This window comes from Streptomyces malaysiensis subsp. samsunensis (assembly GCF_024519315.1).
In the GTDB taxonomy this organism is placed as follows: Bacteria; Actinomycetota; Actinomycetes; order Streptomycetales; family Streptomycetaceae; genus Streptomyces; species Streptomyces malaysiensis.
The window spans coordinates 171276-197889 of sequence record NZ_JANIIC010000007.1 but is presented as its reverse complement, the minus strand read 5'-3'; the positions used below and the strand labels follow the sequence as shown (position 1 = coordinate 197889).

Genomic DNA, 26614 nt, shown 5'->3' with positions numbered 1-26614 from the left:
CGTGCGGTCCGGGCCGGGGCCCTGGTCTGTGGCGTAGCTGTATGAAGAAACCGGTCGCTGGAGGGGCTCCGGGAGATCAGTGGTGGCCGTGGCCGCTGGTGATCTCGTGGTACTCCTCGCGGGTCGGCTTCGGAATGACGTTGTCCTCGCCGTAGTAGCCCTTGGAGAGCTTCGAACGGAGCTTCTGAGAAGGCTTTATCTTCTGCTTGACCCCGTTCTCGTCGACCGCGGGGCCGATCTCGTAGGGGTCGGGCTGGTCGTGCTGGGTGAGCGTGTGCAGCTGCTCCTGCGAGAGCGGCTCGTGGACCTCGATGAACTCACCGTGCGGCAGCCGCTTGATGATGCCGGTCTCCCGGCCGTGCAGCACCTTGTCCTTGTCGCGCCGCTGGAGGCCGAGGCAGATCCGCTTGGTGACGATGAACGCCACCACCGGGCCGACGAAGAAGCCGATCCGCACGAACCAGGTGATCGCGTTGATCGAGAGCTGGAAGTGGGTGGCCCACAGGTCGTTACCGCCACCGACCAGCATGATGAAGTACGCCGTCAGCCAGGCGACGCCGAAGGCCGTACGGGTCGGGGCGTTGCGCGGGCGGTCCAGGATGTGGTGCTCACGCTTGTCGCCGGTGATCCAGGACTCGATGAACGGGTAGAGCCCGATCGCGAAGAGGACCAGCGGGAAGAGCACGATCGGGATGAACACGCCCAGGACGAGCGTATGACCCCAGGCGGTGATCTCCCAGCCCGGCATCACCCGGACCAGACCCTCGGCGAAGCCCATGTACCAGTCGGGCTGGGCGCCGGTGGACACCTGGTCCGGCCGGTAGGGACCGATGGTCCAGACGGGGTTGATGGTCGCCACCGCGGAGAGGACCGCGATCACACCGAAGACCAGGAAGAAGAAGCCGCCCGCCTTGGCCATGTAGACCGGCAGCAGGGGCATGCCGACGACGTTCTTCTCGGTCTTTCCGGCCCCGGGGTACTGCGTGTGCTTGTGGTAGAAGACCAGGATCAGGTGCGCCACCAGCAGGCCGAGCATGATGCCCGGCAGCAGCAGGACATGGACCGGGTAGAGCCTCGGGATGAGATCCATTCCGGGGAACTCGCCGCCGAAGACGAACATCGAGATGTAGGTGCCGACCACCGGGATCGACAGGAACACACCCTCGATGAACCGCAGACCGGTGCCGGAGAGCAGGTCGTCCGGGAGCGAGTAGCCGGTGAAGCCGGTCATCATGCCGAGGAAGAACAGCAGGAAGCCGAACAGCCAGTTGATCTCACGCGGCTTACGGAAGGCGCCGGTGAAGAACACGCGCATCATGTGCGTGAACATGCCGCAGAGGAAGACCAGCGCGGCCCAGTGGTGGATCTGCCGGATCAGCAGACCACCACGCACCTCGAAGCTGATGTCCAGCGTCGAGGCGAACGCCTCGGACATCTTGACGCCCTGCATCGGGACGTACGGCCCGTGGTACGTGACCTCTTCCATGCTGGGGTGGAAGAACAGCGTCAGGTACACACCCGTGAGGATGATGACGATGAAGCTGTAGAGGCAGACCTCGCCCAGCATGAAGGACCAGTGGTCCGGGAAGATCTTGCGCATATTGGCCTTGGCCAGGCTGTAGACCCCCAGCCGGCCATCGGCCCAGTCCGCGACACGCTCCCCCGCGGGCGCTTTGCCGCGGCGCTGCGCGCCGCTGTCGCTTGCAGTACTCATCCGCGCTCCCAGTAAGCAGGACCGACGGGCTCCGGGAAGTCGCCCATGGCTTCGAGGTACCCCTGGTCATTGGCCCTGATCCGCAGCTGCGGCAGTGCGTGACCGGCCGGACCGAAGATCACTCGGCCACCGTCGGAGAGATCGAAGGTCGACTGGTGGCAGGGGCACAGGACGTGGTGCGTCTGCTGCTCATAGAGGTTGATCGGGCAGCCGACGTGGGTGCAGATCTTGGAGAACGCGACGATGCCCTCGTGCGACCAGTCCAGTTCGCGCTTGTCCTTGATGTTCTCCGGCTGGAGCCGGACCAGCATCAGGGCCGCCTTGGCGATCTCCGTCTGGAAGTCGTGCTGGTCCTCGCTCATGCCCTCGGGCATGGCGAAGGTGAGCGAGCCGACGGAGATGTCCTCGGGACGCAGCGGCTGCATGGTGTTGTAGTTCATCAGCCGCTTGCCCCTGGCCCACTTGGTGTGCCGCAGCTTGGTGCCGGGCAGCGGACCGAGGTCCCGCAGCAGCACGATGCCGGAGAGCGGCACCAGCGCGAGCGCGCCGAAGAGGGTGTTGCGGGCCAGCTTGCGCCGCCCGAAGCCCGACTCCTTGGCGCCGGTGTGGAACTCCTCGAGGACCTTCGACTTCACCTCGGGACTGGCCTCGATGGGGTGCCGCTCGTCGGCGATCTCCTCATCGGACATCAGGGTGCGGGCCCAGTGGACCGCGCCCGCGCCGATGGTGAACAGCGCGATGCCGAGCGTCACTCCGAGCGCGAAGTTGAGCGCGCTGATGTGCCCGATCGGGAAGACGTAGATGTACCTGTCGACCGGGATCGCCACATACGCGGCGATGAAGGCGATCGTGGCCACCATCGAGACCGTGAAGAGCAGGGCGACGGTGCGCTCGGAGCGCTTCGCGGCGCGCTCGTCGATGTCCTGCTTGCGGTGCTCGTGCGGGGGCAGCCCCGGGTCGGCGAACGGGTCGTCGACCGGCCTGACGGCGCTCTCGGCCCCCCGTGCCTCCGGCAGCTTCTCTTCTGCTTCTGAAATCTCGTGGCTACTCATGACTTCTTGGCCTTTGCGGTCCGGGCTGCGACCCAGATGGTGAGGACGATCATCGCGCCCATACCGAAGATCCAGCCGAACAGACCCTCACTCACCGGGCCGAGCCCGCCGAGCTCGAGACCGCCGGGGCTCTTGCTCTTGTCGCTGTTGACCGTGTCGAGGTACGCGATGATGTCCTGCTTGTTCTTCTCCGGCATCACGGTGTCGGGGAAGGAGGGCATGTTCTGCGGGCCGGTCTGCATGGCCTCGTAGAGATGCTTGGGGCTGACTCCGTCGAGGGCCGGTGCGTACTTGCCGTTGGTCAGGGCACCGCCCTTGCCGCCGAAGTTGTGGCACTGCGCGCAGTTCGTACGGAAGAGCTCCCCGCCCTTCGCCACATCCGCGCCGTCCGGGCTGTACTGGCTCTTGGTGGGCGTCACCGGACCCGCACCGAGCGAGGCGATGTAGGCGGCGAGCTGCTCGATCTCGGCGTCTGAGTAGATCTTCTTCTTCTTCGGCACCTGGGCGCCCGGCTGCTGCGCGGGCATACGACCGGTGCCGACCTGGAAGTCCACGGCGGCGGAGCCGACGCCGACCAGGCTCGGGCCGTCAGAGGTCCCCTGACCGCCCGTGCCATGGCAGGTGGCGCAGCCGACGGCATAGAGCTTCTTGCCCTCCTCGATGGCGAGGGACTGGGCGGAGCTGTCGTCGGCCTTCGCCTCGCTCGGCGAAAACGCGGCGTACAGCCCCCCAGTGACCGCCAGCGCGAAGAGTAGGACGACGAGCGCAGCCAGCGGATGGCGCCGTCGTGCGGAGAGCTTTTTCACGGATTACCCCGGTGTCAGGATCTTCTGCGTCGATGCTGTTAAGGACGTGGTTCCGGTGCGGTGACCGGCTTACTTGATCATGTAGATCGTGGCGAAGAGGCCGATCCAGACGACATCGACGAAGTGCCAGTAGTAGGACACGACGATGGCCGCCGTCGCCTGCTGGTGGGTGAACCTCTTGGCCGCGTACGTCCTGCCCAGGACCAGCAGGAAGGCGATCAGGCCGCCCGTCACATGCAGTCCGTGGAAGCCGGTGGTCAGGTAGAACACCGATCCGTACGGGTCGGAGGAGAGCGAAAGCCCGTCCTTCTTGACCAGCTCGGTGTATTCGAAGATCTGACCGCCGATGAAGATCGCGCCCATGATGAAGGTGATCACGAACCAGGAGCGCAGCTTCTTCACATCGCCACGCTCGGCGGCGAAGACGCCGAGCTGGCAGGTGAGGGAGGAGAGCACCAGGATCGTCGTGTTCGTCGCCGAGAACGGGAAGTTCAGCGAGGACGCCATTTCCTTCCAGTGCTCGGCTCCGGTCACCGATCGCAGGGTGAAGTACATCGCGAAGAGGGCCGCGAAGAACATCAGCTCGGAACTCAGCCAGATGATGGTTCCGACGCTGGTGAGGTTCGGCCTGTTGACCGACGGGTGCGCGTGCCCGGTTTCTACTGCTGTTGCTGTCGCCACGACCGACATTATGTCGGTCGCTTATCCAGCCCTCACTCCCGGGGGTCCCGTTCGGAGTGTCAAGGGCCGCGTCAAGGACATCGACCCTGCTCGTCGGGGCTCTTGCGGACAGTCCCTCGAAGGAGGGAGAGATCCGTACGCCCCCTCCTCCGGACGGCTGTACGGGAGTAGCATCCGCCCCAGGAGCCCGGCAGATCACTTACTTCGCCCGGAGGTCATGATGCGCCCGATCGCAACGGTGCTGGTCTACAGCGATGACGCGAGCACCCGCGAACAGGTGCGCCTGGCAGCCGGGCGGCGGCCCGCCGCCGATGTGCCACCGGTGGAGTTCGTGGAGTGCGCCACCCTCCCGGCCGTTCTCTCGGCGCTGGAGGACGGCGGTATCGACGCCTGTGTGCTGGACGGTGAGTCGGCGCCCGCGGGCGGGATGGGCGTCTGCCGGCAGATCAAGGACGAGATCTTCCGGTGTCCGCCGGTGCTGCTGCTCATCGGCCGCCCGCAGGACGCCTGGCTGGCCACCTGGAGCCGTGCGGAGGCCGCGGTCACGCATCCGGTGGACCCGCTGGCCCTGGCGGACGCGCTGGCCGGACTGCTCCGCAAGCGGCTCTCCGTGAACGCCTGACCTCACCGTCCTTCCTCTCCACTGCTCAGACCTGAGGACGCAGCCGGGCGGAGTCGGCGGGGGTGGCGTCGGGCTGGCCGGCCGCGACGGCGCTGCCCTTGCGCCAGTCCGCCCAGGCCATGTTCCAGTCGCCGTAGCCGTTGCCGAACGGCGCCATGTCCTCTCCGTCGCTGTGCACCACCTGGACGATGTCACCCAGGCGCACGGTGTTGAAGAACCACTCGGCGTTCGCCGTGCTCATACCCGTGCAGCCGTGGCTGACGTTGGCGGCGCCCTGTGAACCGGTGGACCAGGGCGCGGCATGGACGTATTCACCGCTCTTGGTGACCCGGGCGGCCCAGTGGACCATCAGGTCGTAGGAGCCCGCGCCGAGCCCGATGCTGGCGCCCGTCATCCGCACGGCGGACTCCTTGGCCAGGACCACCTTGATGCCGTTCCGGGTGTCGAATCCGGGCATACCGGTAGTGATCGGGATGGTCCGGATCGGCACTCCGTTGCGTTTCACCGTCATCTGGTGGGTACCGGAGTCGGTGAGTGCCTCGAGGCGGTCGCCGGTGGTCAGCCGCAGCGACTTGGCCCCGCCGCCGTAGAGCCCACCGCCGATCCTGATGCCCTTGAGGTTGGAGTGCACCGTGATGGTGGCGTGGGCGGGCCAGTACTCCTGCGGGCGGTAGTGCAGGGTGCGGCTGTCCACCCAGTGCCAGACACCCTCCACCGCGGGCCGTGAGTCCACCTTCAGGGCGCGCTCGATCACGGCGCGGGCCTTGGGGTCCTTGACGGGCCGGCTCAGCTTGGCCGTGACGGGCTGCCCCACCCCGTACTGCCCCGCCTTGGGGCCGAAGGTGACCTTCAGCAGCCGACGGGCGGAGCTGGTGGTGAAGTCGACGGTGCGGCGGCCCGGAGCGCCGTTGGAGTCCTCCGTGGACACCTTCAGCGTGTAGTGGGCTCCCGCGGCCAGTGGCACGGTGCTGCGCCAGTGCTTGCCGTCGTCCGCCAGCTCACCCCGGACGTAGCGGCCCGCGGCGTCGGTGGCCGTGACATCCGTGATCCGGCTGTCGTCGCCCTTGGCCGTCACTTCGAGCGGCTTGTCCGGGTCGGCCTTGCGGTCGTCGCCGTCGCCGCTGAACGAGATCTGGTCGGCGGCGTCGTACGGCTTGGCGGACAGGGGGTCGGGGGATCCCCCACATCCGCTCAGACCCGCTATCAGCGGCGCCACCAGCAGGGCGCAGGTCAGCGCCGCCCGGCTTCGCAGTGATCGAAATGTGTGGCTCATGGACCCAACGTAAGAACGGTGTCCGGGAACGGCGCGCGGAGCGAGGCAGCGGAGTGAACCGGCTGGCTCACCGGCGCGGCACAACGCCGAGCGGGGCCCGGAACACCTGGGGAGGTGTCCGGACCCCGCTCGGGTCGGCCGGTCGGGCCGGCTACTGGTTGGCGTTCTCGCCGCGGTAGTACTCGAAGACCCAGCCGAAGAGACCGATCATGATGATCGGGGCCGAGAAGAAGAGCAGCCACCAGCCGAAGACCACGCCCAGGAAGGCCATGGCGCCACCGACGGCCAGGGAGAGCGGCTGCCAGCTGTGCGGGGAGAAGAATCCCAGCTCGCCGGCGTCGTCCGCGACATCCGCCTCCTTGTTGTCCTGCGCACCGACATCCACCCGGCGGGCCGTGAAGGCCAGGTAGTAGCCGATCATGATGCTCAGCCCGAAGGCCAGGAAGAGCGCGGTGGTACCGGCCGGCTCCTTCGACCACACGCCATAGACGATCGCCATGGCGAGGATGAAGACGGCCAGCCAGATGAACATCCGGCCTTGGACCTTCACTTGCCGGCCTCCTTACCACCCGCGAGGGCCTTGTCATCTTCGGGCGCACCGTAGTTCTGGAGCTGGTCGAGCGCCGCGATCTCCGGGTGGTGCAGATCGAAGGCCGGGGATTCGGAGCGGATCCGCGGCATGGTGAGGAAGTTGTGCCGCGGGGGCGGGCAGGAGGTCGCCCACTCCAGCGAACGGCCGTAGCCCCAGGGGTCGTCGACCTCGACCTTCTTGCCGTACTTGGCGGTCTTCCAGACGTTGTAGAGGAACGGCAGTATCGACAGGCCCAGCAGGAAGGAGCTGATGGTCGAGATGGTGTTCAGCGTGGTGATGCCGTCGGCCGCCAGATAGTCGGCGTACCGGCGGGGCATGCCCTCGGCGCCCAGCCAGTGCTGCACCAGGAACGTGCCGTGGAAGCCCACGAACAGCGTCCAGAAGGTGATCTTTCCGAGCCGCTCGTCCAGCATCTTGCCGGTCATCTTCGGCCACCAGAAGTGGAATCCGGCGAACATCGCGAAGACCACGGTGCCGAAGACCACGTAGTGGAAGTGGGCCACCACGAAGTACGAGTCGGAGACATGGAAGTCCATCGGCGGCGACGCCAGGATCACACCGGTCAGACCACCGAAGGTGAAGGTGATCAGGAAGCCGATCGCCCAGAGCATCGGGGTCTCGAAGCTGAGCGACCCCTTCCACATCGTGCCGATCCAGTTGAAGAACTTGATACCGGTCGGCACCGCGATGAGGAACGTCATGAACGAGAAGAACGGCAACAGCACTCCGCCGGTGACATACATGTGGTGGGCCCACACCGTCACCGAGAGACCGGCGATCGAAATGGTCGCGGCGATCAGGGAGATGTAACCGAACATCGGCTTCCGGGAGAAGACCGGAATGACCTCGGAAATGATGCCGAAGAACGGCAGCGCGATGATGTACACCTCTGGATGGCCGAAGAACCAGAAGAGGTGTTGCCAGAGCAACGCTCCGCCATTGGCCGCGTCGAAGACATGCGCCCCGAATTTACGGTCCGCCTCCAGGGCGAACAGCGCGGCGGCCAGCACCGGGAAGGCGAGCAGGACCAGCACCGCGGTCAGCAGCACGTTCCAGGTGAAGATCGGCATGCGGAACATCGTCATGCCGGGAGCGCGCATGCAGATGATCGTGGTGATGAAGTTGACCGCACCGAGGATCGTGCCGAAGCCGGAGAGGGCCAGACCCATGATCCACATATCCGCGCCCACACCCGGCGAACGCACCGCGTCCGACAGCGGGGAGTAGGCGAACCAGCCGAAGTCGGCCGCGCCCTGCGGGGTCAGGAACCCGCCCACCGCGATCAGCGAGCCGAAGAGGTACAGCCAGTACGCGAACATGTTCAGCCGCGGGAACGCCACATCGGGCGCACCGATCTGAAGCGGCATGATCCAGTTCGTGAAGCCCGCGAACAGCGGGGTGGCGAACATCAGCAGCATGATCGTGCCATGCATGGTGAACGCCTGGTTGAACTGCTCGTTCGACATGATCTGCGTACCCGGACGGGCCAGCTCGGCGCGCATCAAGAGCGCCATCAGACCGCCGATGCAGAAGAACGCGAACGACGTGACGAGGTAGAGCGTGCCGATCGTCTTGTGGTCCGTGGTGGTCAGCCACTTGACGACGACATTGCCCGGCTGCTTCCGCCGTACCGGCGCTTCCGGCTCTTGCGAGGCCGTGGTGCCGGCACCCTGGGGTTCGTTGAGGATGCTCACTGGATCTTGGTCTCCGCGTTCTTGGCGGCGTCCGTCTGCTCAATGCCCGCCGGGATGTAGCCGGTCTGGCCCTTCTTCGCCAGGTCCTTGAGGTGCTGCTGGTAGCGCTCCGGCGACACGACCTTGACGTTGAAGAGCATCCGGGAGTGGTCGACGCCGCACAGCTCGGCGCACTTGCCCATGAAGGTGCCCTCGCGGTTCGGGGTGACCTCGAAGCGGTTGGTGTGACCCGGGATGACGTCCATCTTCATCAGGAAGGGGACCACCCAGAACGAGTGGATGACATCGCGGGACGTCAGGATGAACTGGACCGACTCGCCCTTCGGCAGCCACAGGGTCGGGCCCGGGTTGCCGGTCTGCGGGTTCCGCTCGCCGGGGGTGCCGGCCTCGTAGACGCCCTCGGCGCCCTTGGGGACCGCGCTCAGCATCCGCTTGGGGATCGCGGAGATCTCCTTGGCTTCCTGCTTCGGAGAGGCCGTGGACCCGTCCACGTTCTCCATGTAGTTGAAGCCCCAGCTCCATTGGTAGCCCACCACGTTGATCACGTGGTCGGGCTTCTTGGAGGTCTTGAGGAGCGCGTTCTCATCGCGTGCGGTGAAGTAGAACAGCACCGAGACGATGATGATCGGGACCACGGTGTACAGCGCCTCGATCGGCATGTTGTACCGGGTCTGCGCGGGAACCTCGATCTTGGTCCTGCTGCGACGGTGGAAGATGACCGCCCAGATGATCAGGCCCCAGACCAGGACGCCCGTGGCGAGCGCCGCCGCCCACGAGCCCTGCCACAGGGAGAGGATCCGCGGCGCCTCCTCCGTGACGGGGGTAGGCATTCCGAGGCGGGGGAAGTCCTTTGATGTGCAACCGGTGGCGGTCGCCAGGACCAAGCCCGCGGCCAGCGCCTGCAGCAGCTTCCGCCGCACCGGGCGCCGCGACGAGCGGTCGGAGCCGTTGGGACTCACGTAGCGCCTTCCCGAGAGTCTCGCCCGCGCGGTCGGCCGCGGCCGTCTGTCTGGTCGGTCGCCGGCCCGGTGCGGGCAGGGGTTTGGATGTTTATGCGGACCAAACCCTACTGGACGCCATTTGGCGTCGCGCGGGGAGGGTGCCCAACGCGCCGGGGCCCTCCACGAAGGGGTGGAATACCGGGATCCGGCAGGCTTTTCCGGGCCGCCGCCACCCCGGCTCCGGGCCCGGCTCGGGGCCTGGTTCGGGGTCTGGTTCGGGCCCCGCCATGACCTCGGCTCCGGCCCGGCTGCGGTCCCGGTTCCGGCCGGGTGCGACCCGGATCCCGGTCCCCGCGCGGACCCCGCGCGGTCGTGCCCGTCCGTTCGCCGGTCGCGGCGACTAGCGTTCCCTATGTGCCCTACTTCGACGCGGCCTCGTCCGCTCCTCTGCACCCCGTCGCCCGGCAGGCACTCCTCGCCGCACTCGACGAGGGGTGGGCCGACCCCGCACGCCTCTACCGGGAGGGGCGGCGCGCCCGGCTGCTGCTGGACGCCGCGCGGGAGGCGGCCGCCGAGGCCGTCGGATGCCGCCCGGACGAGCTCGTCTTCACCCCTTCGGGGACGCGCGCGGTGCACGAGGGCATCTCGGGGGCGCTCGCGGGACGGCGGCGCGCCGGTCGCCGTCTGATCGTCTCCGCCGTGGAGCACTCCTCGGTGCTGCACACGGCGGGCGCGCACGAGGCGGACGGCGGCACGGTCACCGAGGTCCCGGTGGACCGTACGGGACGGATCGCGCCGGGTGCGTACGCGGCGGCCCTGCGGGAGGCGCCGGACGGGGTGGCGCTGGCCTGTCTGCAATCCGCCAACCATGAGGTCGGCACCCTCCAGCCGGTGGCCGAGGCGGTCGAGGAGTGCGCGGCGGCGGGCGTACCGCTGCTGGTGGACGCGGCGCAGTCGCTCGGCTGGGGCCCCACGGAGGGCAATTGGTCGCTTCTCACCGCAAGTGCCCACAAATGGGGCGGCCCTGCGGGGGTGGGGCTGCTCGCGGTGCGCAAGGGGGTGCGCTTCCGTACGGTCCAGCCCGCCGATGAGCGGGAGTCGGGCCGCTCCCCCGGGTTCGAGAACCTCCCCGCCATCGTCGCCGCGGCCGCTTCGCTGCGGGCCGTCCGGGCGGAGGCCGCCGCCGAGGCGGAGCGGCTGCGGGGGCTGGTGGACCGGATCCGGGCGCGGGTGCCGGAGCTGGTGCCGGAGGTCGAGGTGGTCGGCGATCCGGAACGGCGGCTGCCGCATCTGGTCACCTTCTCCTGTCTCTATGTCGACGGAGAGGCGCTCCTCCATGAGCTGGACCGCGCGGAGTTCTCGGTCTCGTCCGGCTCCTCCTGCACCTCGTCCACGCTGACCCCGAGCCATGTGCTGCGGGCCATGGGCGTGCTGTCCGAGGGCAATGTCCGGGTCTCGCTGCCGCGCGGTACGGCCGAGGCGGAGGTGGACCGGTTCCTGGAGGTGCTGCCGGGGGTGGTGGCCGACGTACGGGAGCACCTGGGCGCGCCGAAACCGGCCGAAGCCGCGCCCGGACCGGATCCGGACCCCGAACCGGAGCTGGTGGTCGACTCGCTCGGCAAGCGGTGCCCGATCCCGGTGATCGAGCTGGCCAAGGTGATCGGCGAGGTCCCGGTGGGCGGCCTGGTGACGGTGCTGTCCGACGACGAGGCCGCCCGGCTGGACATCCCGGCCTGGTGCGAGATGCGGGGCCAGACCTACGAGGGCGAGCGGCCGGCCGACCGCGGCGTGGCCTACCGGGTGCGCCGCCGCGCCTAGGGGTGTCCGGCGGACGTGACGCCTGCGGCGGGCCACGCGGCGGAGCCGCATATCGATGCTTTCCCCTCCCCGCCCCTTCCCGCATATCGACACAGCCCCGCGCCCCTTCAGGGCGCCGCGGATCCGCTGGGCTGCCGGCGGGGCCCAGGGGGCGACGACCCCCTGGGCGCCCTACGGCTCAGGGCAGGTGGGCCGCGATCTCGCCCGCCGCCTCATGGCCGTACGCCTTGGCGAAGCGCTCCATGAAGTGACCGCGACGCAGCTCGTACTCCTGGGTGCCGACGGTCTCGATGACCAGCGTCGCCAGCATGCAGCCCACCTGGGCGGCCCGCTCGAGCGGGAGCTTCCAGGACAGTCCGGTCAGGAAGCCCGCACGGAAGGCGTCGCCGACGCCGGTCGGGTCGGCCTTCTGCTCCTCCTCCGGGCAGCCGACGACGATGGGCTCCTCGCCCTCGCGGTCGATCCGCACGCCCTGCGCGCCCAGCGTGGTGACGCGGGTGCCGACCTTGGCGAGGATCTGGTCCGCGGTCCAGCCGGTCTTGGTCTCGATCAGTGCGGCCTCGTACTCATTGGTGAAGAGGTACTCCGCACCGCCGATCAGCACCCGGATGTCCTCGCCGTCCATGCGGGCGAGCTGCTGGGAGGGGTCGGCGGCGAAGGGGATGCCGCGCGAGCGGCACTCCTCGGTGTGGCGGACCATGGCCTCCGGGTCGTCGGCGCTGATCAGCACGAGGTCGAGGCCGCCGACGCGCTCGGCGACCGGCTGGATTTCGATCTGCCGGGCCTCGCTCATGGCGCCCGTGTAGAAGGACGCGATCTGGTTGTGGTCGGCGTCGGTGGTGCAGACGAAGCGCGCGGTGTGCTGGACCTCGGAGATCCGCACGGACGCGGTGTCCACACCGTGCCGGTCCAGCCAGGCGCGGTAGTCGGCGAAGTCCTCGCCGGCCGCGCCGACCAGGATCGGGCTCAGGCCCAACACACCCATGCCGAAACAGATGTTGGGGCCGACGCCGCCACGGCGGACGTCGAGGGTGTCGACCAGGAAGGAGAGGGAGACCGTATGCAGTTGATCGGCGACCAGCTGATCGGCGAAGCGGCCGGGGAAGGACATCAGATGGTCGGTGGCGATGGAGCCGGTTACGGCAATACGCACGAGAGTCGCTCCTGCGGGGCGGAGAGAGTCGGACGCTTCACGCTATCTGTTCGGCCCTGCCCATACGAACGGAAGAAACTACCCGATAGTAGGGCTTTTTTCGCCGACACCCGCTGAATACGGTGCGTGGGCACGGGGTACGCGTCGGCGACCCCATGGACCAGGAGGCCCTCCATGCCCCAGCAGCACCTCACCCCCACCCTTCCCGCCACCGGGGCCATCGAGCCCGAGTATCTGGAGGGGCTGCGCGGCGACGGTGCCCGGATGGCGCCGCACTGGACGTCGGCCACCGTATCGCCTCCCACCAGCCCCGTTTCCCCGGTCGCCGCCTCCCGCATCCGGGGGATCAGCGTGCCCGCGGCATCGGCCGATCTGCTGGCCGGGATGTCGGACTACGGCAACTGAAGGAACCGGCCGCGCCCCGGCTCCGTCTCACCGGCATCTCCTCGCGAGGGATGGGACCGTAGAACGTGAGCGGAGCCGAAGGAGCGAAACGGTGAGCACCGAGGACACCGACACCCCGCAGACCCCCGACGACGACACTCCCCGATCGCGCCGGCGCTCGCCGCTGGCCGTCGTTTCGGTGGCGGCCGCGGTGCTGGTCGCCGGTGGTGGCGGCGCCTACTGGGCGTCCACCGCGGCGGACGGCGGCACCCGGGGCACGGGCGCGCCCGGCAAGGACGGATCGCCGAAGTCCCTCGCACTGGACGCCTACGCCTCCCCGAGCGGAGACGGAGAGCGAGGAGGGGACAACGGCATCGCGCCCGGTGAGCCCGATCCGCATGGCGGGCGCTATGTGGTGACCGGCGAACTGCCGGACGGGCCCGATGAGGCGCCGGTGTATCTGACCGACCCGAAGGTCACCGAGGCCGATGTGGCGCGGCTGGCGAAGGCCCTGGACGTCTCCGGCAGCCCCCGCGCCGACCACGGGTACTGGAAGGTCGGCGGCACCCCGGACGCGGGCGGCCCCACGCTGCGGGTCAGCCGGACCGGACCGGGCAGCTGGTCGTACTCGCGCTATGGGGCGCCGGGCGACACGTCCTGCGTCCACCCGGACGGGAAGAAGCCGGACGGAAAACACTCCGACCGGGCCGCCCGCACCGACAAGGACGACGGTACGGACGAGGCCGACAAGAGCTGCCCGTCCTACCGCGAGGGCGACCGGCGCGGTGACAACGGCGCCGCCGAGGGCCGCGACAAGGCGGTGTCCGAGGCGAAGGCCGAGCGCGCCGCCGAGCCGGTGCTGGAGGCGCTCGGGCTGTCGGACGCGAAGCTGGACGCGAGCGGCCTGTACGGCGCCGTGCGGATGGTGAACGCGGACCCGAAGGTGGGCGATCTGCCCACCTACGGCTGGGGGACCAATCTCCAGGTCGGCTCGGACGGCCAGCTGGTGGGCGGCAGCGGCACGCTGTCCAAGCCCGAGGAGGACGACACCTATCCGCTGATCGGCGCGGAGCAGGCGCTGCAACGGCTCAACGCGAGGTCGGCCAAGGGCGACGGCGCCCCGGACAAGGTGACGGTGCGGAAGGTGACGTTCGGCCTCGCCTCGCACATGGTGGACGGCCGGCGGGCGCTGGTGCCGTCGTGGATCTTCGAGACCAAGCCGACCGGGACCAACCGCGTGGCGGTCACCCTCCCCTACCCCGCGGTGAAGCCGGAGTACATCAAGAAGGCCGAGCAGCCGGGCCACTCCCCGTCGGCCCCGCCGGGCAAGGGGACTTCCAAGCCGGATGACATCACCTCGTACACCGTGGACGGCAAAACCCTGACGGTGCGCTTCTGGGGCGGTGTCTGCAACACCTACTCGGTCTCCGCGAAGGAGACCTCCGAGCGGGTGACGCTGGAGCTGAAGAGCAAGCCGACCCATCCGGGGCGGGCCTGCATCCTCATCGCCAAGCAGCTGGACCGGAAGGTGACGCTGAAGGAGCCGCTGGACGGCCGGAAGGTCGTGGACGGTTCCACCGGTGAGACGGTGCCGCTGCGGAAGTGAGCGGACCGCTCGGAACAACGCCCGGGACAGCCGTCCGGGGCATGCGGAAGGGGGCGGGCCCGGTGGGCCCGCCCCCTTCACGTTTCGCTGTTTCCCGCCGCGACGGCGCCGGGGTTCTAGCTGAAGGAGTCACCGCAGGCGCAGGAGCCCGTGGCGTTCGGGTTGTCGATGGTGAAGCCCTGCTTCTCGATGGTGTCGACGAAGTCGATCGAGGCACCGCCCAGGTACGGGGCGCTCATCCGGTCGGTCACGACCTTCACACCGCCGAAGTCCTTGACGACGTCGCCGTCGAGCGAGCGCTCGTCGAAGAAGAGCTGGTAGCGCAGGCCGGAGCAGCCGCCGGGCTGGACGGCGACACGCAGCGCGAGGTCGTCGCGGCCCTCCTGCTCCAGCAGGCTCTTGACCTTCGACGCGGCGGCGTCGGACAGGATGATGCTCTCGCTCGCGGTGGTCTCGTCCTGAACGGTCATCTGCTTCTCTCCCGGGTCGTACGGACTGCTTGCCCTCGGCACAAACCAACGGCGTCCCGGATTCATTCCGGGCCCCAGCACTTATCCCTGTTGCCCTTCATGCTCGCATACGGGGCCACACACCGGAATGCGTCACATCGACACAATGCCCATCGTCAAAGTGACGTGAAGCCGCTATGATAGATAGCGTCATTCTGACGATTAGGGTTCCCAGCGAAGAAAGAAGGGTGCGTGACGTGACCACCGCCCAGCCCCTCGACGTGCAGCCGACCCCGCTCGCTCTGCTGCTTCTCGGCCGGGAGGCCGACCCCCGGAGCGAGCGCGGCGTGGAGTGCCCGGGAGACCTGCCGGCGCCCTCCGACCCGGATCTGGTGGCGCGCGCCCGCGCGGCCAAGGAGAAGCTCGGGGACAAGGTCTTCGTCCTCGGCCACCACTACCAGCGCGACGAGGTCATCGAGTTCGCTGATGTCACCGGGGACAGCTTCAAGCTGGCCCGTGACGCGGCCGCCCGGCCGGACGCCGAGTACATCGTCTTCTGCGGTGTGCACTTCATGGCCGAGTCCGCCGACATCCTCACCGGCGACGCCCAGCAGGTCGTCCTCCCCGATCTGGCGGCCGGCTGCTCGATGGCCGACATGGCCACGGCCGAGCAGGTCGCCGAGTGCTGGGAGGTGCTGACCGAGGCGGGCGTGGCCGATGTGACGGTGCCGGTCTCGTACATGAACTCCTCCGCCGACATCAAGGCGTTCACCGGTAAGCACGGCGGCACGATCTGCACCTCCTCCAATGCCCAGCGGGCACTGGAGTGGGCGTTCCAGCAGGGCCGGAAGGTGCTGTTCCTGCCCGATCAGCATCTGGGGCGCAATACGGCCGTCCGCGACCTGGGGATGTCCCTGGAGGACTGCGTCGTCTACAACCCGCACAAGCCGAACGGCGGGCTCACCCCCGAGCAGCTGCGTGCCGCGACGATGATCCTGTGGCGCGGCCACTGCTCGGTGCACGGCCGCTTCTCGCTGGACTCGGTCAACGATGTGCGCGAGCGGATACCGGATGTGAAGGTGCTGGTGCACCCCGAGTGCAAGCACGAGGTCGTGGCGGCGGCGGACTACGTGGGCTCGACCGAGTACATCATCAAGGCGCTGGAGGCCGCCCCCGCCGGTTCGAAGTGGGCCATCGGCACGGAGCTGAACCTCGTACGGCGCCTGGCCAATCGTTTCGCCGACCAGGGCAAGGAGATCGTCTTCCTCGACAAGACGGTCTGCTTCTGCTCGACCATGAACCGGATCGATCTGCCGCATCTGGTCTGGGCACTGGAGTCGCTGGTGGACGGCAAGGTGGTCAACCGCATCCAGGTCGACGAGGAGACGGAGCACTTCGCCAAGCTGGCCCTGGAGCGGATGCTCAAGCTGCCGTAGGCAGCGTCTGGCGATGGGGCGGTCATCGGGCCGCGGCGCGGTCGCCACCGCCGGTCCGTGCCATGCCACGCCGTCGCGGCGGCAGGGATCCTGCCGCCGCGACGGCGGACGCGCGCCCGCGGCTCCGCCCGCGCGGCGATCAGTGGCCCGCGCGGACCAGCCCCGTCTCGTAGGCGATCACCACCAGCTGGGCGCGGTCGCGGGCGTTCAGCTTGGCCATCGCGCGGTTGACATGCGTCTTGACCGTGAGCGGGCTGACCTCCAGCCGGGCGGCGATCTCATCGTTGGACAGCCCGCCCCCCACCTGGACCAGGACCTCGCGCTCGCGGACCGTGAGGGCCTCCAGCCGTGAGGAGTCATAGGCGCTGTCGCCGTCGCCCCCGTCGCCCTGGGCCAGGAAGCGGGCGATCAGCCCCTTGGTAGCGGCCGGGGACAGCAGCGCCTCGCCCGCCGCCGCGATACGGATCGCCGCGAGCAGCTCTTCGGGTTCCGCGCCCTTGCCGAGGAAGCCGCTGGCCCCCGCCCGCAGCGAGTCCACCACGTACTCGTCGACCTCGAAGGTCGTCAGCATGACCACCCGGACGTCCTGGAGCCGCGGATCCTCGGTGATCATGCGGGTGGCGGCCAACCCGTCCGTACCGGGCATCCGGATGTCCATCAGGACCACGTCGGCACTCTTCGCCCGGGCGATCTCCACCGCCTGCGCGCCGTCGGACGCCTCCCCCACCACCTCCATGTCCGGCTCGGAGTCCACCAGGACGCGGAACGCGCTGCGCAGCAACGTCTGATCGTCCGCCAGCAGCACCTTGATCGTCATGAGTCCCTTCCCCTGCGTGGCTGTAGAGGAAGTCTCACCCGCACCCGGAATCCGCCCTCGGGCAGGGGTCCCGCCTCGCAGCTGCCGCGCAGCGCGGTCACCCGCTCGCGCATCCCCAGCAGTCCGTGTCCGCCGCCACCGGTCTCCTCCCCGGGCTCCGCGCCGCCCGCCCGGGGCTCCCCGGACGCGCCCCTGCCGTCCGGCGCCTTCTCCGGCCCCTCGGGCCGTGCCCCCGCTCCGTCGTCCTCGACCGTGACCTCCAGGGCGCCCCAGACGCGTGCGATGCGGACCTCGGCCGTGGCCCCGGGCCCGGCGTGCTTGTGCGCATTGGTCAGGGCCTCCTGGACGACCCGGTAGGCCGTGAGGTCCACCGACCCCGGCAGCGGGTCCAGCGCCTCCCGTGCCTCCGCCCGGACCTTGACCCGCATCCCGGCCCGTACGAAGCCGTCCACGAGCTGGTCCAGGACGGCGAGGCCGGGGGCCGGTTCGGTGGGGGCCGCGGGATCGCCGTACTGCCGCAGCAGGCCGACCGTGGCACGCAGCTCGTCCAGCGCCGAACGGCTCGCCTGCCGTACGTGCGCGAGCGCCTCCTTGGCCTGGTCCGGGCGGTTGTCCATGACATGGGAGGCGACCCCGGCCTGGACGTTGACCAGCGCGATGTGATGCGCCACGACATCGTGCAGCTCACGGGCGATCCGCAGCCGCTCCTCGGCGACCCGGCGGCGCGCCTCCTCCTCACGGGTCCGCTCGGCGCGGACCGCCCGCTCCTCGATGGCGGCGATATAGGCGCGCCGGCTGCGCACCGCGTCGCCCGCGGCCGCGGCCAGCCCGGTCCAGGCGAAGAGGCCCCAATTCTCCTGCGAATACCAGGGGTTGAGCGCGAAGAGCATCCCGGCCCCGGTGAGCAGCACGGCCGTGGCGGCGCCGAGCCGCCAGGTGGTGGGGCGGTCGGTGCGGGCCGCCACGGTGTAGAGCGCCACCACGACCCCGAACACGATCGAGGTGCGCGGCGGGCCCACGTCATTGGTGACGATCTCGACGAGGGTGAGGACGACGTTGAAGGCCAGCACCCCGCGCGGCCGATCGCGGCGGAACACCAGCGAGGCGGCGACGAGCACGGCCAGCAGTACGAAGAAGGGGCCCAGCGGCTGGTTGCGCATGCGCGGGCCGGCCACCGCGCCGATCAGGATCAGCGCCAGGACCCCCATCGCCACCAGGATGTCCAGGGCACGGGGGTGAGCGCACAGCCAGCGGTGCGGACGGGCCAGACCCGGCCCGACGGCGAGGGGAGTCACGGGATCCAACGGTAAGGGCCGCGGCGGGCCGCCCGACTTCCTGGGCGGCCCGGACCCGGCCGGTGAAGGGAGGCACGGCCTGTGCTGGAGTGTGATCCGGGGGCGCGCCGCACTAGCCCGGAATGAGGCCGTCGTCCTTGAGCATCGCCTTGACTTCCTCGAGGGTCGCGTCGGCGGCGGGGAGGATCAGCCCGGACGGCTGGAGCGCGTCGTCGGGCAAGGGCTCACCGGCCGAGCGCACCGCGTCCAGCAGCGCGCCCAAGGTCTTCCGGAAGCCCTCGTGATCGCCGCCCTCGATCTCGGCGAGCAGCTCGTCGTCCAGCCTGTTCAGTCCGGGCAGATGGCTCTCGGCCACCCGCACCTGGCCCTCCCCCATGATCCGTACGATCATGACGACCTCCTTGGAGACCTCGCCCAGGCGGGGGCGCGGGAAACTACTGCTTGTCGAACTTGTGCTGGGTCTGGGACTGCTGGCCCTCGTCCGCCTTGCCGCCCTCGATCGCCTGCTGCGGGCTGCCGCCGGCCAGCTCGGCCTTCATCCGCTGAAGCTCCAGCTCCACGTCCGTGCCGCCGGAGATCCGGTCGAGCTCGGCCGCGATGTCGTCCTTGGTGGCCATCCCGGACTGGTCGTCCAGGGCGCCGGAGGCCAGCAGCTCGTCGATCGCGCCCGCGCGGGCCTGGAGCTGCGCCGTCTTGTCCTCGGCACGCTGGATCGCCATGCCGACATCGCCCATCTCCTCGGAGATGCCGGAGAACGCCTCGCCGATCCGGGTCTGCGCCTGGGCCGCGGTGTAGGTGGCCTTGATGGTCTCCTTGCGCGTGCGGAAGGCGTCGACCTTCGCCTGGAGCCGCTGGGCGGCCAGGGTCAGCTTCTCCTCCTCGCCCTGGAGCGTCTGGTGCTGCGTCTCCAGGTCGGTGACCTGCTGCTGTAGCGCGGCGCGGCGGGACAGCGCCTCGCGGGCCAGGTCCTCCCGGCCGAGCGCGAGCGCCTTGCGGCCCTGGTCCTCCAGCTTGGTGGACTGGCCCTGCAACTGGTTGAGCTGGAGCTCCAGGCGCTTGCGCGAAGTCGCCACGTCGGCGACGCCGCGGCGCACCTTCTGGAGCAGCTCAAGCTGCTTCTGGTACGAGTAGTCAAGGGTTTCGCGCGGGTCCTCGGCCCGGTCCAGGGCCTTGTTGGCCTTCGCGCGGAAGATCATCCCCATACGCTTCATGACACCGCTCATGGGCCTCGCGCGCCCCCTTCTGACGGACGTATGACTCCGGCACTCCAACAGACCCAGCCTACGGGGCCTGCTTCCATTACCGCACTGTTCGAGCCCGCTCGCGCTCCTCCTCCAGGACGATCAGGGCGGTAGGAGCCTCCGGCGCAGGGAGGAGTGCGCCCCCCTGTGTCCCGATTAGGGCGGGACTCCGTTGCCCGATCGTTCCCCCTGAGGCTGGGGCGCACACCCCGCACCCCGTACCCTTGGGCCTTGTGTTCCGAAGCCGTTCCAAGGATGAGCAGGCCGCTACCGCCAAGGTGACCGCGGACCAGCCGCAGCAGACCCGTGACCCGCAGGCGCCCAAGGGCCGCCCCACTCCCAAGCGGAGTGAGGCCCAGTCCCAGCGCCGCAGCCTGGCGAAGACGCCGGCCAACCGTAAGGACGCCACGAAGCGTGCGCGCGAGGCCCGTCGCGCCGATCTGGCCCGTCAGCGCGAGGCGCTGGCCGGCGGTGACGAGCGGTATCTGCCCGCCCGCGACAAGGGTCCCGTGCGGCGCTTCGCCCGCGACTTCGTGGACTCGCGGTTCTCCGTCGCCGAGTACTTCCTGCCGCTCGCGGTGGTCATCCTCGTGCTGAGCATGATCCGGGCCGGCGCCATGCAGAGCTATGTGCTGCTGCTGTGGATGGTGGTCATCGTCCTGATCGTGATCAACTCCATCATTCTCGGCTTCCAGCTCAAGCGGCAGCTGCGGAATCGCTTCCCCGACGAGAATCTGCGCGGCGCCATGCCGTACGCGCTGATGCGCACCCTCCAGATGCGCCGGCTGCGACTGCCCAAGCCGCAGGTCAAGCGCGGAGAGCGGCCCTGAGCGGCGAATCCTCCGGTTCTTCTGGTACTCCCGGAGTCTCCGGCTCTGCCGGCTCGTCCCGGTTCGCCGGCGGGGCGGGTAACTGGCTGAGCGGCCTCGGGGGGCTGCGGAACACCGTCCGGCAGGCGCTGGTCGCCCACCAGCTCGATGAGCAGATCACCGCACGCTTCCCCGTGGGGCGGCGGCTGCGGGTGCTCGACGTGGGCGTCGGCCAGGGCACCCAGTCCCTGCGGCTGGCCCGCGCGGGCCATGAGGTCACCGGACTGGAGTCCGACCCCACCATGCTGGAGGCGGCACGCACCGCGCTCGCCGACGAGCCCGAGGGCATCCGGCGACGCGTACGGCTGCTCGAGGGCGACGGCCGGGAGACCGGGGCGCACTTCCTGCCGGGCACCTTCGATGTGGTGCTCTGCCACGGGGTGCTGATGTACGTACCCGAACCGGATCCGCTGCTCGCCGGGCTGGCCCGGGTGCTGGCCCCCGGGGGACTGCTGTCGCTGCTGGTGCGCAACGGTGACGCGCTGGCGATGCGGGCGGGGCTGGCCGGGGACTGGGACACGGCGCTGACCGCCTTCGACTCCCCCTCGTACATCAACCGGATCGGGCTGCCGGTGCGCGCCGACCGGCGCGAGCAGTTGACCGAGACCCTGACCGCGATCGGCGCGCCGCTGCGCGCCTGGTACGGCGTGCGGGTCTTCACCGACCTTGCCCCGAACGACGCCGAGCCGCCCGGTTCCCCGGAGTGGGAGCGGCTGCTGGCGGCCGAGGAGCGGGCGGGGCGCACGGATCCGTATCGCGCGGTGGCGGCGCTGCTGCATATGTGCGGGGTGCGCGGCTGACGCGGGGGTGCGTGGCTGATCCGGCGGCGGGGTGGCGGTGGGACCGCCACCCCGACGGACCGGTGGGAACCGCCGCCCGTACTAGCCGGTGAGGATCGCCGCCCCGTGCCGGGCCGCCCCGTACGGCCCGGCATGCGCGAGCAGCGCAGATCTGAGGTGGGAGGCCCACCGGCCCACCGACCCATCGCGTCGAGCCGGGCGAGCGCCCGGCCCATCGCGCCGTACAGGGCGCGCGCCCGGCTCGGCGCGCGCCCTGTACGGCAGTGCCCGGCGTGTTCGGCTGAGCGCGCCCCCGGGGCGCATGCCGACTCATCTCGTTCGTAGGCCCCACCGGGCGGGTGCCCCGCTCACCGCGTATGCGCTACGCGGCGTGCGTGTTTCCTGGGCGCTTTGTCTATTCGGCTTGCAGACTCATCGGACCGTAGATCTTCGTACCGTCCTCGAACAGCGTCACCTGTTCCGCGCCTCCTTCGAGGAGCTCCCGCCACTCCTCACCGATCCACGACTCCGCGTCCCCCTGGGTCGGGAACTCCTCCGGCTGCACCGCGGGCTTCGTCTCCGTCCCGTCGGACTTCTCGAACCGCCATGTCCACGCCATTCCAGCCTCCTCCATCCCGCCGGCCCACAGGTGATACCCGCCGGTCCACAGGTGATGTCTGCCCGCAGCCTAGGTGACTGATCACTCCGTACGGGGTGGCCCCGCGCGACCCGTGGGAACGGACGCGAGACGATCGGGGCGTGGAACTCACTCTTCTGGGCACCGGGGCCCCCGACGGGCTGCCGCGCCATGGCTGCCCCTGCGCCTCCTGTGCCGCCGCCGTCGGCGAGGAGGCGCGGGCCGCCACCTCGCTGCTGATCGATGGGGCGCTGCTGATCGATCTCACCCCGGGGGCCGCGTTCGCCGCCGCGCGGGCCGGGTATTCGCTGATCGGCGTCCGGCAGGTGCTGCTCTCCCATCCGCACGCCGGTCCGGCCGTCGAGTTCCCGGCCGGGCTGCCGGCGCCGGGGCGGGTGCCGGACGGCCGCACGCTGTCCCTGATCAGCGGCCACCGGGTGCGGGCGGTCGCGCTGGACTCCCCCGGTACCGGCTACGAGGTCACCGGCCCCGACGGCACCCGGCTGCTGTACCTCCCGCCGGGCGGCGGCGCGGCCGGACTCCCCGATCCGGCCGAGCCGTACGACATGGTGCTGCTCGACGTACTGGGCCGCCCCGACGCCCTGGCGGCCCTGCGCGCGTCGGGCGCCGTGGGCGCCACCACCGATGTCCTGGCCGTCCACCTCGACCACACCGTCCCGCCCGGCCGGGAGCTGCACCGCCGGCTGGCCACGGCGGGGGCGCGGGCGGTGCCGGACGGGCGGACGCTGATCGTCGGCGAATACCACGCGGTGCCGGATCTGCCGCGCCGCACGCTGGTGCTGGGCGGTGCCAGGTCCGGTAAGTCCCTCGAGGCGGAACGGCGGCTGGCCGCGTTCCCCGACGTCCTGTACGTCGCGACGGGCGGCACCCGCGCGGGCGACCCCGAGTGGGCCGCCCGCGTCGCCGCCCACCGCGAGCGCCGCCCCGGCTCCTGGCGCACCACCGAGACCTGCGATCTGGCACCGCTGCTCGCCGAGGACGGCCCACCGCTGCTCATCGACTGCCTGGCGCTGTGGCTCACCGACGCGATGGACTCCGTGAGCGCCTGGGACGACGAGAAGTGGGCACACGGCGGCGAACGCGCCCTCCGCGAGCGGGTGTCCGCCCTCGTCGCGGCGGTCCGCGCCACGAGCCGCACGGTGGTGGCGGTGAGCAACGAGGTCGGCGCGGGGGTCGTTCCCGCGACCGCCGCCGGTCGTCGCTTCCGCGATGAACTGGGGCGGTTGAACGCGGGGTTCGCGGATGAGTGTGAGCAGGTGTTGTTGGTGGTGGCGGGTCAGCCGATGCCGCTACGCGGCTGATCTGGGTTGAGGCTGGGCTGGGCCCGGGTCGGCCCAGCCGGGCCCCGGACGCCCCGAGCCGGGCTGACCCGGGTCCGGGGCCGCGCGGGACTGCTCGGCTCGGCTGAGTGCGGCTTTCATCTCGCACCTTCGGCGCATTTGAGCAGCGGAGCAGGGGGATGGCGGGCGCAGCACCGCCGCCGAGCGCCGGGACGGTGGGGGTACGCGCCGGTGACGGCATCCCTCATCGGCAGCCAAGGCCCCATCCGGACTGCGGGCCATCGGTCCCCCGCCGCGCGGGACTACTCAGCTCGGTCGGGTGCATCGCCATCTCGCGCCTTCGGCGCATTTGAGCAGCGGAGCAAGGGGGTGACAGGTGCGGCACCGCCGCCGAGCGCCGGGGCGGCGGTGGCTTGCGCCGGTGGCGGCATCCCCCATCGACAGCCAAGGACCAACCCGGACTGCGGGCCCGTGGGTCCCTGGCCGCGCGGGGCTACTCGGCTCGATCAGGTGCGGCCTTCGTCTCGCGCCTTCGGCGCAATTGAGCAGCGGAGCCGGGGGATGGCGGGCGCGGCGCCACCGCCGGGTGCCGGGGCGGCGGGGGTACGCGCCGGTGGCGGCATCCCTCATCGGCAGCCAAGGACCAACCCGGACTGCGGGCCATGGGTCCTGGGCCGCCGGACCGCCGAATCGCAGGGGGTCGGGGTACCCCCTGCGAAAACGTTTGACAAATTAGTTGCTTCAGATCAAACGTTTTTTGCAGGGGTACCCGGAGAGGCCGACTTGGGCCCCACCGACCCGCAGCCCGGATGGCCCTCGGCCACCAACACGAGAAGCCGCCACGGCCGCAAGCCCCCACCAACCCGGCACCCGGCAACCTGGCCTCACCCGCCACCCCCTGCCCCGCTGCTCAAATGCGCCGAAGGCGCGAGACGAAAGCCGCACTCAACGGAGCCGCGCGACCCGTCGTGGCCCCGCCCAGCCCGGCGCAGCTCCGCGCGGCCAGTGGCCCGGTTCGGCGGACCCGAGCCACGCACGGCCGACCGCCCCGCCCCATCCCGCCGGCAGCCCGGCAACTGGCCCCGCCCCGCGCACCGGAGCCGTCAGCGGGACCCGCCCCACCGGCCCGGCGGGCGCAACGCATCCGCGCCCGTCGCCCCCTGCCGCGCTGCACAATCGCGCCGGAGGCGCTGGACGGAAGCCGCGCTCGACGGAGCCGCGCAGCGCGTCGGGGACCACCGGTAGGGTTCGGCAGGTGAGTGCTCTCAATCTCGATGACTTCGTCGACCTGATCGAGCGCCCCGACGGGGGCATCCGGCGTGACGCCGAGGAGCGCCGTGAGCGGCTCGCGCTGCCGCCTGGTGCGCTCGGGCGGCTGGACGAGCTGGGTGAGTGGCTGGCCGCCGCGCAGCAGCGGGTGCCGGTCAAGCCCATCGAGCAGCCCCGAGCCATCCTCTTCGCGGGCGACCACGGCGTCTCCGACCTCGGCGTCTCCGCCCGCCCCGCCAGGAGCACCCACCGTCTGGTCCGCGCCGTGCTCGACGGTGAAAGCCCGGCCGCCATCCTCGCCGCCCGTCTCGGCACGCCCGTCCGCGTCATCGACATGGCGCTGGACTGCGACCCCGAGGAGCTCCCGGAGGACGTCACCCGCCACCGCGTACGCCGAGCGTCCGGCCGGCTGGACGTCGAGGACGCGCTCACCCTGGACGAGGCCGAGCGGGCCTTCCGTACCGGGATGGCCATCGCCGACGAGGAGGCGGACTCCGGTACGGACCTCCTCGTCCTCGGTGACCTCAGCGTCGGCGGCACAACCGCAGCCGCGACGCTGATCGCCGCGCTGTGCGGTACGGACGCCTCCGTGGTCACCGGCCGTGGCGGGGCCGCCATCGACGACCTCGCCTGGATGCGTAAATGCGCCGCGATCCGTGACGGGCTGCGCCGGGCCCGCCCGGTGCTGGGCGATCAGCTCCAGCTGCTGGCCACCGTCGGCGGTGCCGATCTCGCCGCGATCACCGGCTTCCTGTTGCAGAGCGCGGTGCGCCGCACCCCCGTGATCCTGGACGGCGTGGTCTCGGCGGCCTGTGCGCTGGTCGCTCAGCGGGTGGCGTTCCGGGCCCCGGACTGGTGGCTGGCCGGTCAGGCCAGCGGCGAACCGGGGCAGGAGAAGGCACTGGACCGCATCGCCCTCACCCCGCTGCTCGACCAGGGCGTCACGGTCGGCGAGGGCACGGGCGCGCTGCTCGCCCTGCCGCTGGTGCAGGCGGCCGCCGCCCTGCACGCCGAGCTCCCGGAGCGCGACGAGGGCAACGGGGGCAACGAAGGCGACGAGAGCGGCGGCTAAGGGCCCAGGGCCCTAGCCGAAGGTCAGGACCACCAGGGCGGCCGTGGCGGCCGTCTCCGCGAGCGCGCCGAAGACATCGCCGGTCACCCCGCCGAGACGGCGGCGGCAGTGGTGCAGGAGGAGTTCGGCGGCCGCCAGTGCGGCCAGGGCGGCGAAGGCGTGCAGGACGACGGCGTACGGGCCGAAGGGGACGGCCACCACCGCACAGCCCACCACCGTCACCGCCGCCACGACACCCGCGGAACGCCACGGCACGGCGCCCGCGACCGCCGCGCCCAGCCCCTCCGGCCGCGCCGCCGGAACGCCCACGCGGGCGGCGAGTGTCAGGGCGCAGCGCGCGGTGACACCGGCCACGGCCGCCCCGACCGCGCCGTGCGCCCAGCTCTGTCCGTAGAGCTGGGCCAGGGCCGCCACTTGGCCGAGCAGGACGAACAGCAGCGCGATCACGCCGAACGGCCCGATGTCCGACCGCTTCATGATGCGCAGCGCGTCCTCGGCGGGTTTGCCGCTGCCGAGCCCGTCCGCGGTGTCGGCGAGCCCGTCGAGGTGGAGGCCGCGGGTCAGTACGGCGGGTATCGCGGCGGTGGCGACGGCCGCCAGCAGCGCCCCACCGCCGAGGAACAGCAACACCCCGCCCACCGCCGCCGCGCACAGCCCCACGGTCAGCCCGGCCAGTGGAGCGCACAGCATCCCCGCGTGCGCCGCCTCCCGGTCCCAGCGCGTGCCGCGTATGGGCAGCACCGTGAGCGTGCCGAAGGCGAAGCGGATCCCGTCGGCCCAGGGGGCACGCGGAGCGTGCGCGGGCGGCGGATCGTAGGCAGGGCGGGGCGGAGGCTCCGGGCGGTCGGGGCCCGTTGAGTCCTCCGAGCCCGCTGAGCCCTCGGAGGATCCGGAGGGCGCGGCGGGCTCAGCGCGCTCAGAGGGCGCGGCGGGCGCGGCGGGTCCCGAGCTTTCCGGGCCCTCCGGCTCGGCCCCCGGCGCCCGTGCGGACGACTGCGACTGCGGCTGCGGCGACTCCGGCGTGGTGTCCATCGCGCGGAAGGCTACCCCGCGGCCCCCATTCATGAGTGACCACGGTCAAAAGCACCCCGTACCTCCCGGCGGTGGCCGGGG

The 26614-nt window shown here is 70.5% G+C and carries 25 protein-coding genes; 9 read left to right on the top strand and 16 right to left on the bottom strand.

Translation table 11 applies throughout. The features are described 5' to 3' along the window. Nucleotides 1-76 precede the first annotated feature (76 nt). The 4 genes from qcrB to ctaE all read right to left on the bottom strand — a co-directional run bounded on the left by qcrB (nt 77) and on the right by ctaE (nt 4262). Nucleotides 77-1714 (bottom strand): cytochrome bc1 complex cytochrome b subunit, encoded by a 1638-nt coding sequence (gene qcrB / locus NQU54_RS09070; RefSeq protein ID WP_257630603.1) that lies wholly within the window; start codon nt 1712-1714, stop codon nt 77-79. Beyond that, the gene (qcrA, locus tag NQU54_RS09065; RefSeq protein WP_257630602.1) at nt 1711-2766 is read right to left on the bottom strand and encodes a cytochrome bc1 complex Rieske iron-sulfur subunit; all 1056 of its coding nucleotides are present in this window, start codon (nt 2764-2766) and stop codon (nt 1711-1713) included. Before qcrA ends, qcrB begins: the two co-directional genes overlap by 4 nt. Beyond that, nucleotides 2763-3572, bottom strand: coding sequence for a cytochrome bc1 complex diheme cytochrome c subunit (gene qcrC, locus NQU54_RS09060; RefSeq protein WP_069869328.1), 810 nt, complete (start codon nt 3570-3572; stop codon nt 2763-2765). The genes qcrA and qcrC overlap by 4 nt, the downstream gene beginning before the upstream one ends. Before the next feature lie 69 nt (nt 3573-3641). Continuing rightward, on the bottom strand, nt 3642-4262 hold the full coding sequence (ctaE, locus tag NQU54_RS09055) for an aa3-type cytochrome oxidase subunit III (protein ID WP_069869327.1): 621 nt from the start codon (nt 4260-4262) through the stop codon (nt 3642-3644). A gap of 211 nt (nt 4263-4473) precedes the next feature. On the opposite strand from ctaE, the gene NQU54_RS09050 reads away from it, so the two are divergent. Next, nucleotides 4474-4875, top strand: a complete 402-nt coding sequence (locus NQU54_RS09050) for a hypothetical protein (protein WP_257630601.1) — start codon at nt 4474-4476, stop codon at nt 4873-4875. A 25-nt stretch (nt 4876-4900) separates the two neighbouring features. Here NQU54_RS09050 and NQU54_RS09045 read toward each other — a convergent pair whose 3' ends face one another. The 4 genes from NQU54_RS09045 to ctaC form a co-directional block, all read right to left on the bottom strand. Next, a complete protein-coding gene (locus NQU54_RS09045; RefSeq protein WP_257630600.1) occupies nt 4901-6148 on the bottom strand; it encodes a L,D-transpeptidase in 1248 nt (415 codons plus the stop codon). Nucleotides 6149-6299: 151 nt separating this feature from the next. Continuing rightward, a complete protein-coding gene (locus NQU54_RS09040) occupies nt 6300-6698 on the bottom strand; it encodes a cytochrome c oxidase subunit 4 (protein ID WP_099013467.1) in 399 nt (132 codons plus the stop codon). Next, on the bottom strand, nt 6695-8434 hold the full coding sequence (ctaD, locus tag NQU54_RS09035; RefSeq protein ID WP_099013468.1) for an aa3-type cytochrome oxidase subunit I: 1740 nt from the start codon (nt 8432-8434) through the stop codon (nt 6695-6697). The genes NQU54_RS09040 and ctaD overlap by 4 nt, the downstream gene beginning before the upstream one ends. Beyond that, on the bottom strand, nt 8431-9393 hold the full coding sequence (gene ctaC, locus NQU54_RS09030) for an aa3-type cytochrome oxidase subunit II (protein WP_069869322.1): 963 nt from the start codon (nt 9391-9393) through the stop codon (nt 8431-8433). The genes ctaD and ctaC overlap by 4 nt, the downstream gene beginning before the upstream one ends. Before the next feature lie 396 nt (nt 9394-9789). Between ctaC and NQU54_RS09025 the strand changes: the two genes are divergently transcribed. Then, on the top strand, nt 9790-11193 hold the full coding sequence (locus NQU54_RS09025) for a cysteine desulfurase/sulfurtransferase TusA family protein (protein WP_257630599.1): 1404 nt from the start codon (nt 9790-9792) through the stop codon (nt 11191-11193). Nucleotides 11194-11371: 178 nt separating this feature from the next. On the opposite strand, the gene NQU54_RS09020 is transcribed toward NQU54_RS09025, so the two are convergent. Then, entirely contained in the window at nt 11372-12346 is a 975-nt protein-coding gene (locus NQU54_RS09020; protein ID WP_257630598.1) for a carbohydrate kinase family protein, read from the bottom strand. Between the two features lie 174 nt (nt 12347-12520). Here NQU54_RS09020 and NQU54_RS09015 point away from each other — a divergent pair, with 174 nt between their 5' ends. Together NQU54_RS09015 and NQU54_RS09010 are read left to right on the top strand one after the other, a co-directional pair. Then, nucleotides 12521-12751, top strand: coding sequence for a hypothetical protein (locus NQU54_RS09015; RefSeq protein WP_257630597.1), 231 nt, complete (start codon nt 12521-12523; stop codon nt 12749-12751). A gap of 91 nt (nt 12752-12842) precedes the next feature. Further along, nucleotides 12843-14336, top strand: coding sequence for a hypothetical protein (locus NQU54_RS09010; protein WP_257630596.1), 1494 nt, complete (start codon nt 12843-12845; stop codon nt 14334-14336). 116 nt (nt 14337-14452) lie between these two features. Here NQU54_RS09010 and erpA read toward each other — a convergent pair whose 3' ends face one another. Further along, nucleotides 14453-14806: an iron-sulfur cluster insertion protein ErpA gene (gene erpA / locus NQU54_RS09005; RefSeq protein ID WP_257630595.1), complete on the bottom strand. Its 354-nt coding sequence runs from the start codon at nt 14804-14806 to the stop codon at nt 14453-14455. Between the two features lie 227 nt (nt 14807-15033). Between erpA and nadA the strand changes: the two genes are divergently transcribed. Then, nucleotides 15034-16221 (top strand): quinolinate synthase NadA, encoded by a 1188-nt coding sequence (nadA, locus tag NQU54_RS09000; RefSeq protein WP_502362195.1) that lies wholly within the window; start codon nt 15034-15036, stop codon nt 16219-16221. Between the two features lie 139 nt (nt 16222-16360). On the opposite strand, the gene NQU54_RS08995 is transcribed toward nadA, so the two are convergent. From NQU54_RS08995 to NQU54_RS08980, 4 genes are all read right to left on the bottom strand, one after another. Continuing rightward, nucleotides 16361-17038 carry a response regulator gene (locus tag NQU54_RS08995; RefSeq protein WP_257630593.1) on the bottom strand — a complete coding sequence of 226 codons (678 nt, stop codon included), beginning with the start codon at nt 17036-17038 and terminating at the stop codon, nt 16361-16363. Beyond that, nucleotides 17035-18342 carry a sensor histidine kinase gene (locus tag NQU54_RS08990; protein WP_257630592.1) on the bottom strand — a complete coding sequence of 436 codons (1308 nt, stop codon included), beginning with the start codon at nt 18340-18342 and terminating at the stop codon, nt 17035-17037. The genes NQU54_RS08995 and NQU54_RS08990 overlap by 4 nt, the downstream gene beginning before the upstream one ends. 103 nt (nt 18343-18445) lie before the next feature. Next, a complete protein-coding gene (gene pspAA, locus NQU54_RS08985) occupies nt 18446-18724 on the bottom strand; it encodes a PspA-associated protein PspAA (RefSeq protein WP_069869315.1) in 279 nt (92 codons plus the stop codon). Nucleotides 18725-18767: 43 nt separating this feature from the next. Further along, nucleotides 18768-19544 carry a PspA/IM30 family protein gene (locus NQU54_RS08980; protein ID WP_069869399.1) on the bottom strand — a complete coding sequence of 259 codons (777 nt, stop codon included), beginning with the start codon at nt 19542-19544 and terminating at the stop codon, nt 18768-18770. A 263-nt stretch (nt 19545-19807) separates the two neighbouring features. On the opposite strand from NQU54_RS08980, the gene NQU54_RS08975 reads away from it, so the two are divergent. Together NQU54_RS08975 and NQU54_RS08970 are read left to right on the top strand one after the other, a co-directional pair. After that, entirely contained in the window at nt 19808-20404 is a 597-nt protein-coding gene (locus NQU54_RS08975; protein ID WP_372505826.1) for a DUF3043 domain-containing protein, read from the top strand. Between the two features lie 86 nt (nt 20405-20490). Further along, nucleotides 20491-21243, top strand: a complete 753-nt coding sequence (locus tag NQU54_RS08970) for a class I SAM-dependent methyltransferase (protein WP_079153456.1) — start codon at nt 20491-20493, stop codon at nt 21241-21243. A 394-nt stretch (nt 21244-21637) separates the two neighbouring features. On the opposite strand, the gene NQU54_RS08965 is transcribed toward NQU54_RS08970, so the two are convergent. Beyond that, nucleotides 21638-21841, bottom strand: coding sequence for a hypothetical protein (locus tag NQU54_RS08965; protein WP_069869314.1), 204 nt, complete (start codon nt 21839-21841; stop codon nt 21638-21640). 140 nt (nt 21842-21981) lie between these two features. Between NQU54_RS08965 and NQU54_RS08960 the strand changes: the two genes are divergently transcribed. Together NQU54_RS08960 and cobT are read left to right on the top strand one after the other, a co-directional pair. Then, complete coding sequence (locus NQU54_RS08960; protein WP_257630591.1) at nt 21982-23181, top strand: bifunctional adenosylcobinamide kinase/adenosylcobinamide-phosphate guanylyltransferase; 1200 nt, start codon at nt 21982-21984, stop codon at nt 23179-23181. Nucleotides 23182-24415: 1234 nt separating this feature from the next. Beyond that, the gene (cobT, locus tag NQU54_RS08955) at nt 24416-25501 is read left to right on the top strand and encodes a nicotinate-nucleotide--dimethylbenzimidazole phosphoribosyltransferase (RefSeq protein ID WP_257630590.1); all 1086 of its coding nucleotides are present in this window, start codon (nt 24416-24418) and stop codon (nt 25499-25501) included. Nucleotides 25502-25513: 12 nt separating this feature from the next. Here cobT and NQU54_RS08950 read toward each other — a convergent pair whose 3' ends face one another. Then, nucleotides 25514-26269, bottom strand: coding sequence for an adenosylcobinamide-GDP ribazoletransferase (locus tag NQU54_RS08950; protein WP_069869396.1), 756 nt, complete (start codon nt 26267-26269; stop codon nt 25514-25516). Nucleotides 26270-26614 lie beyond the last annotated feature (345 nt).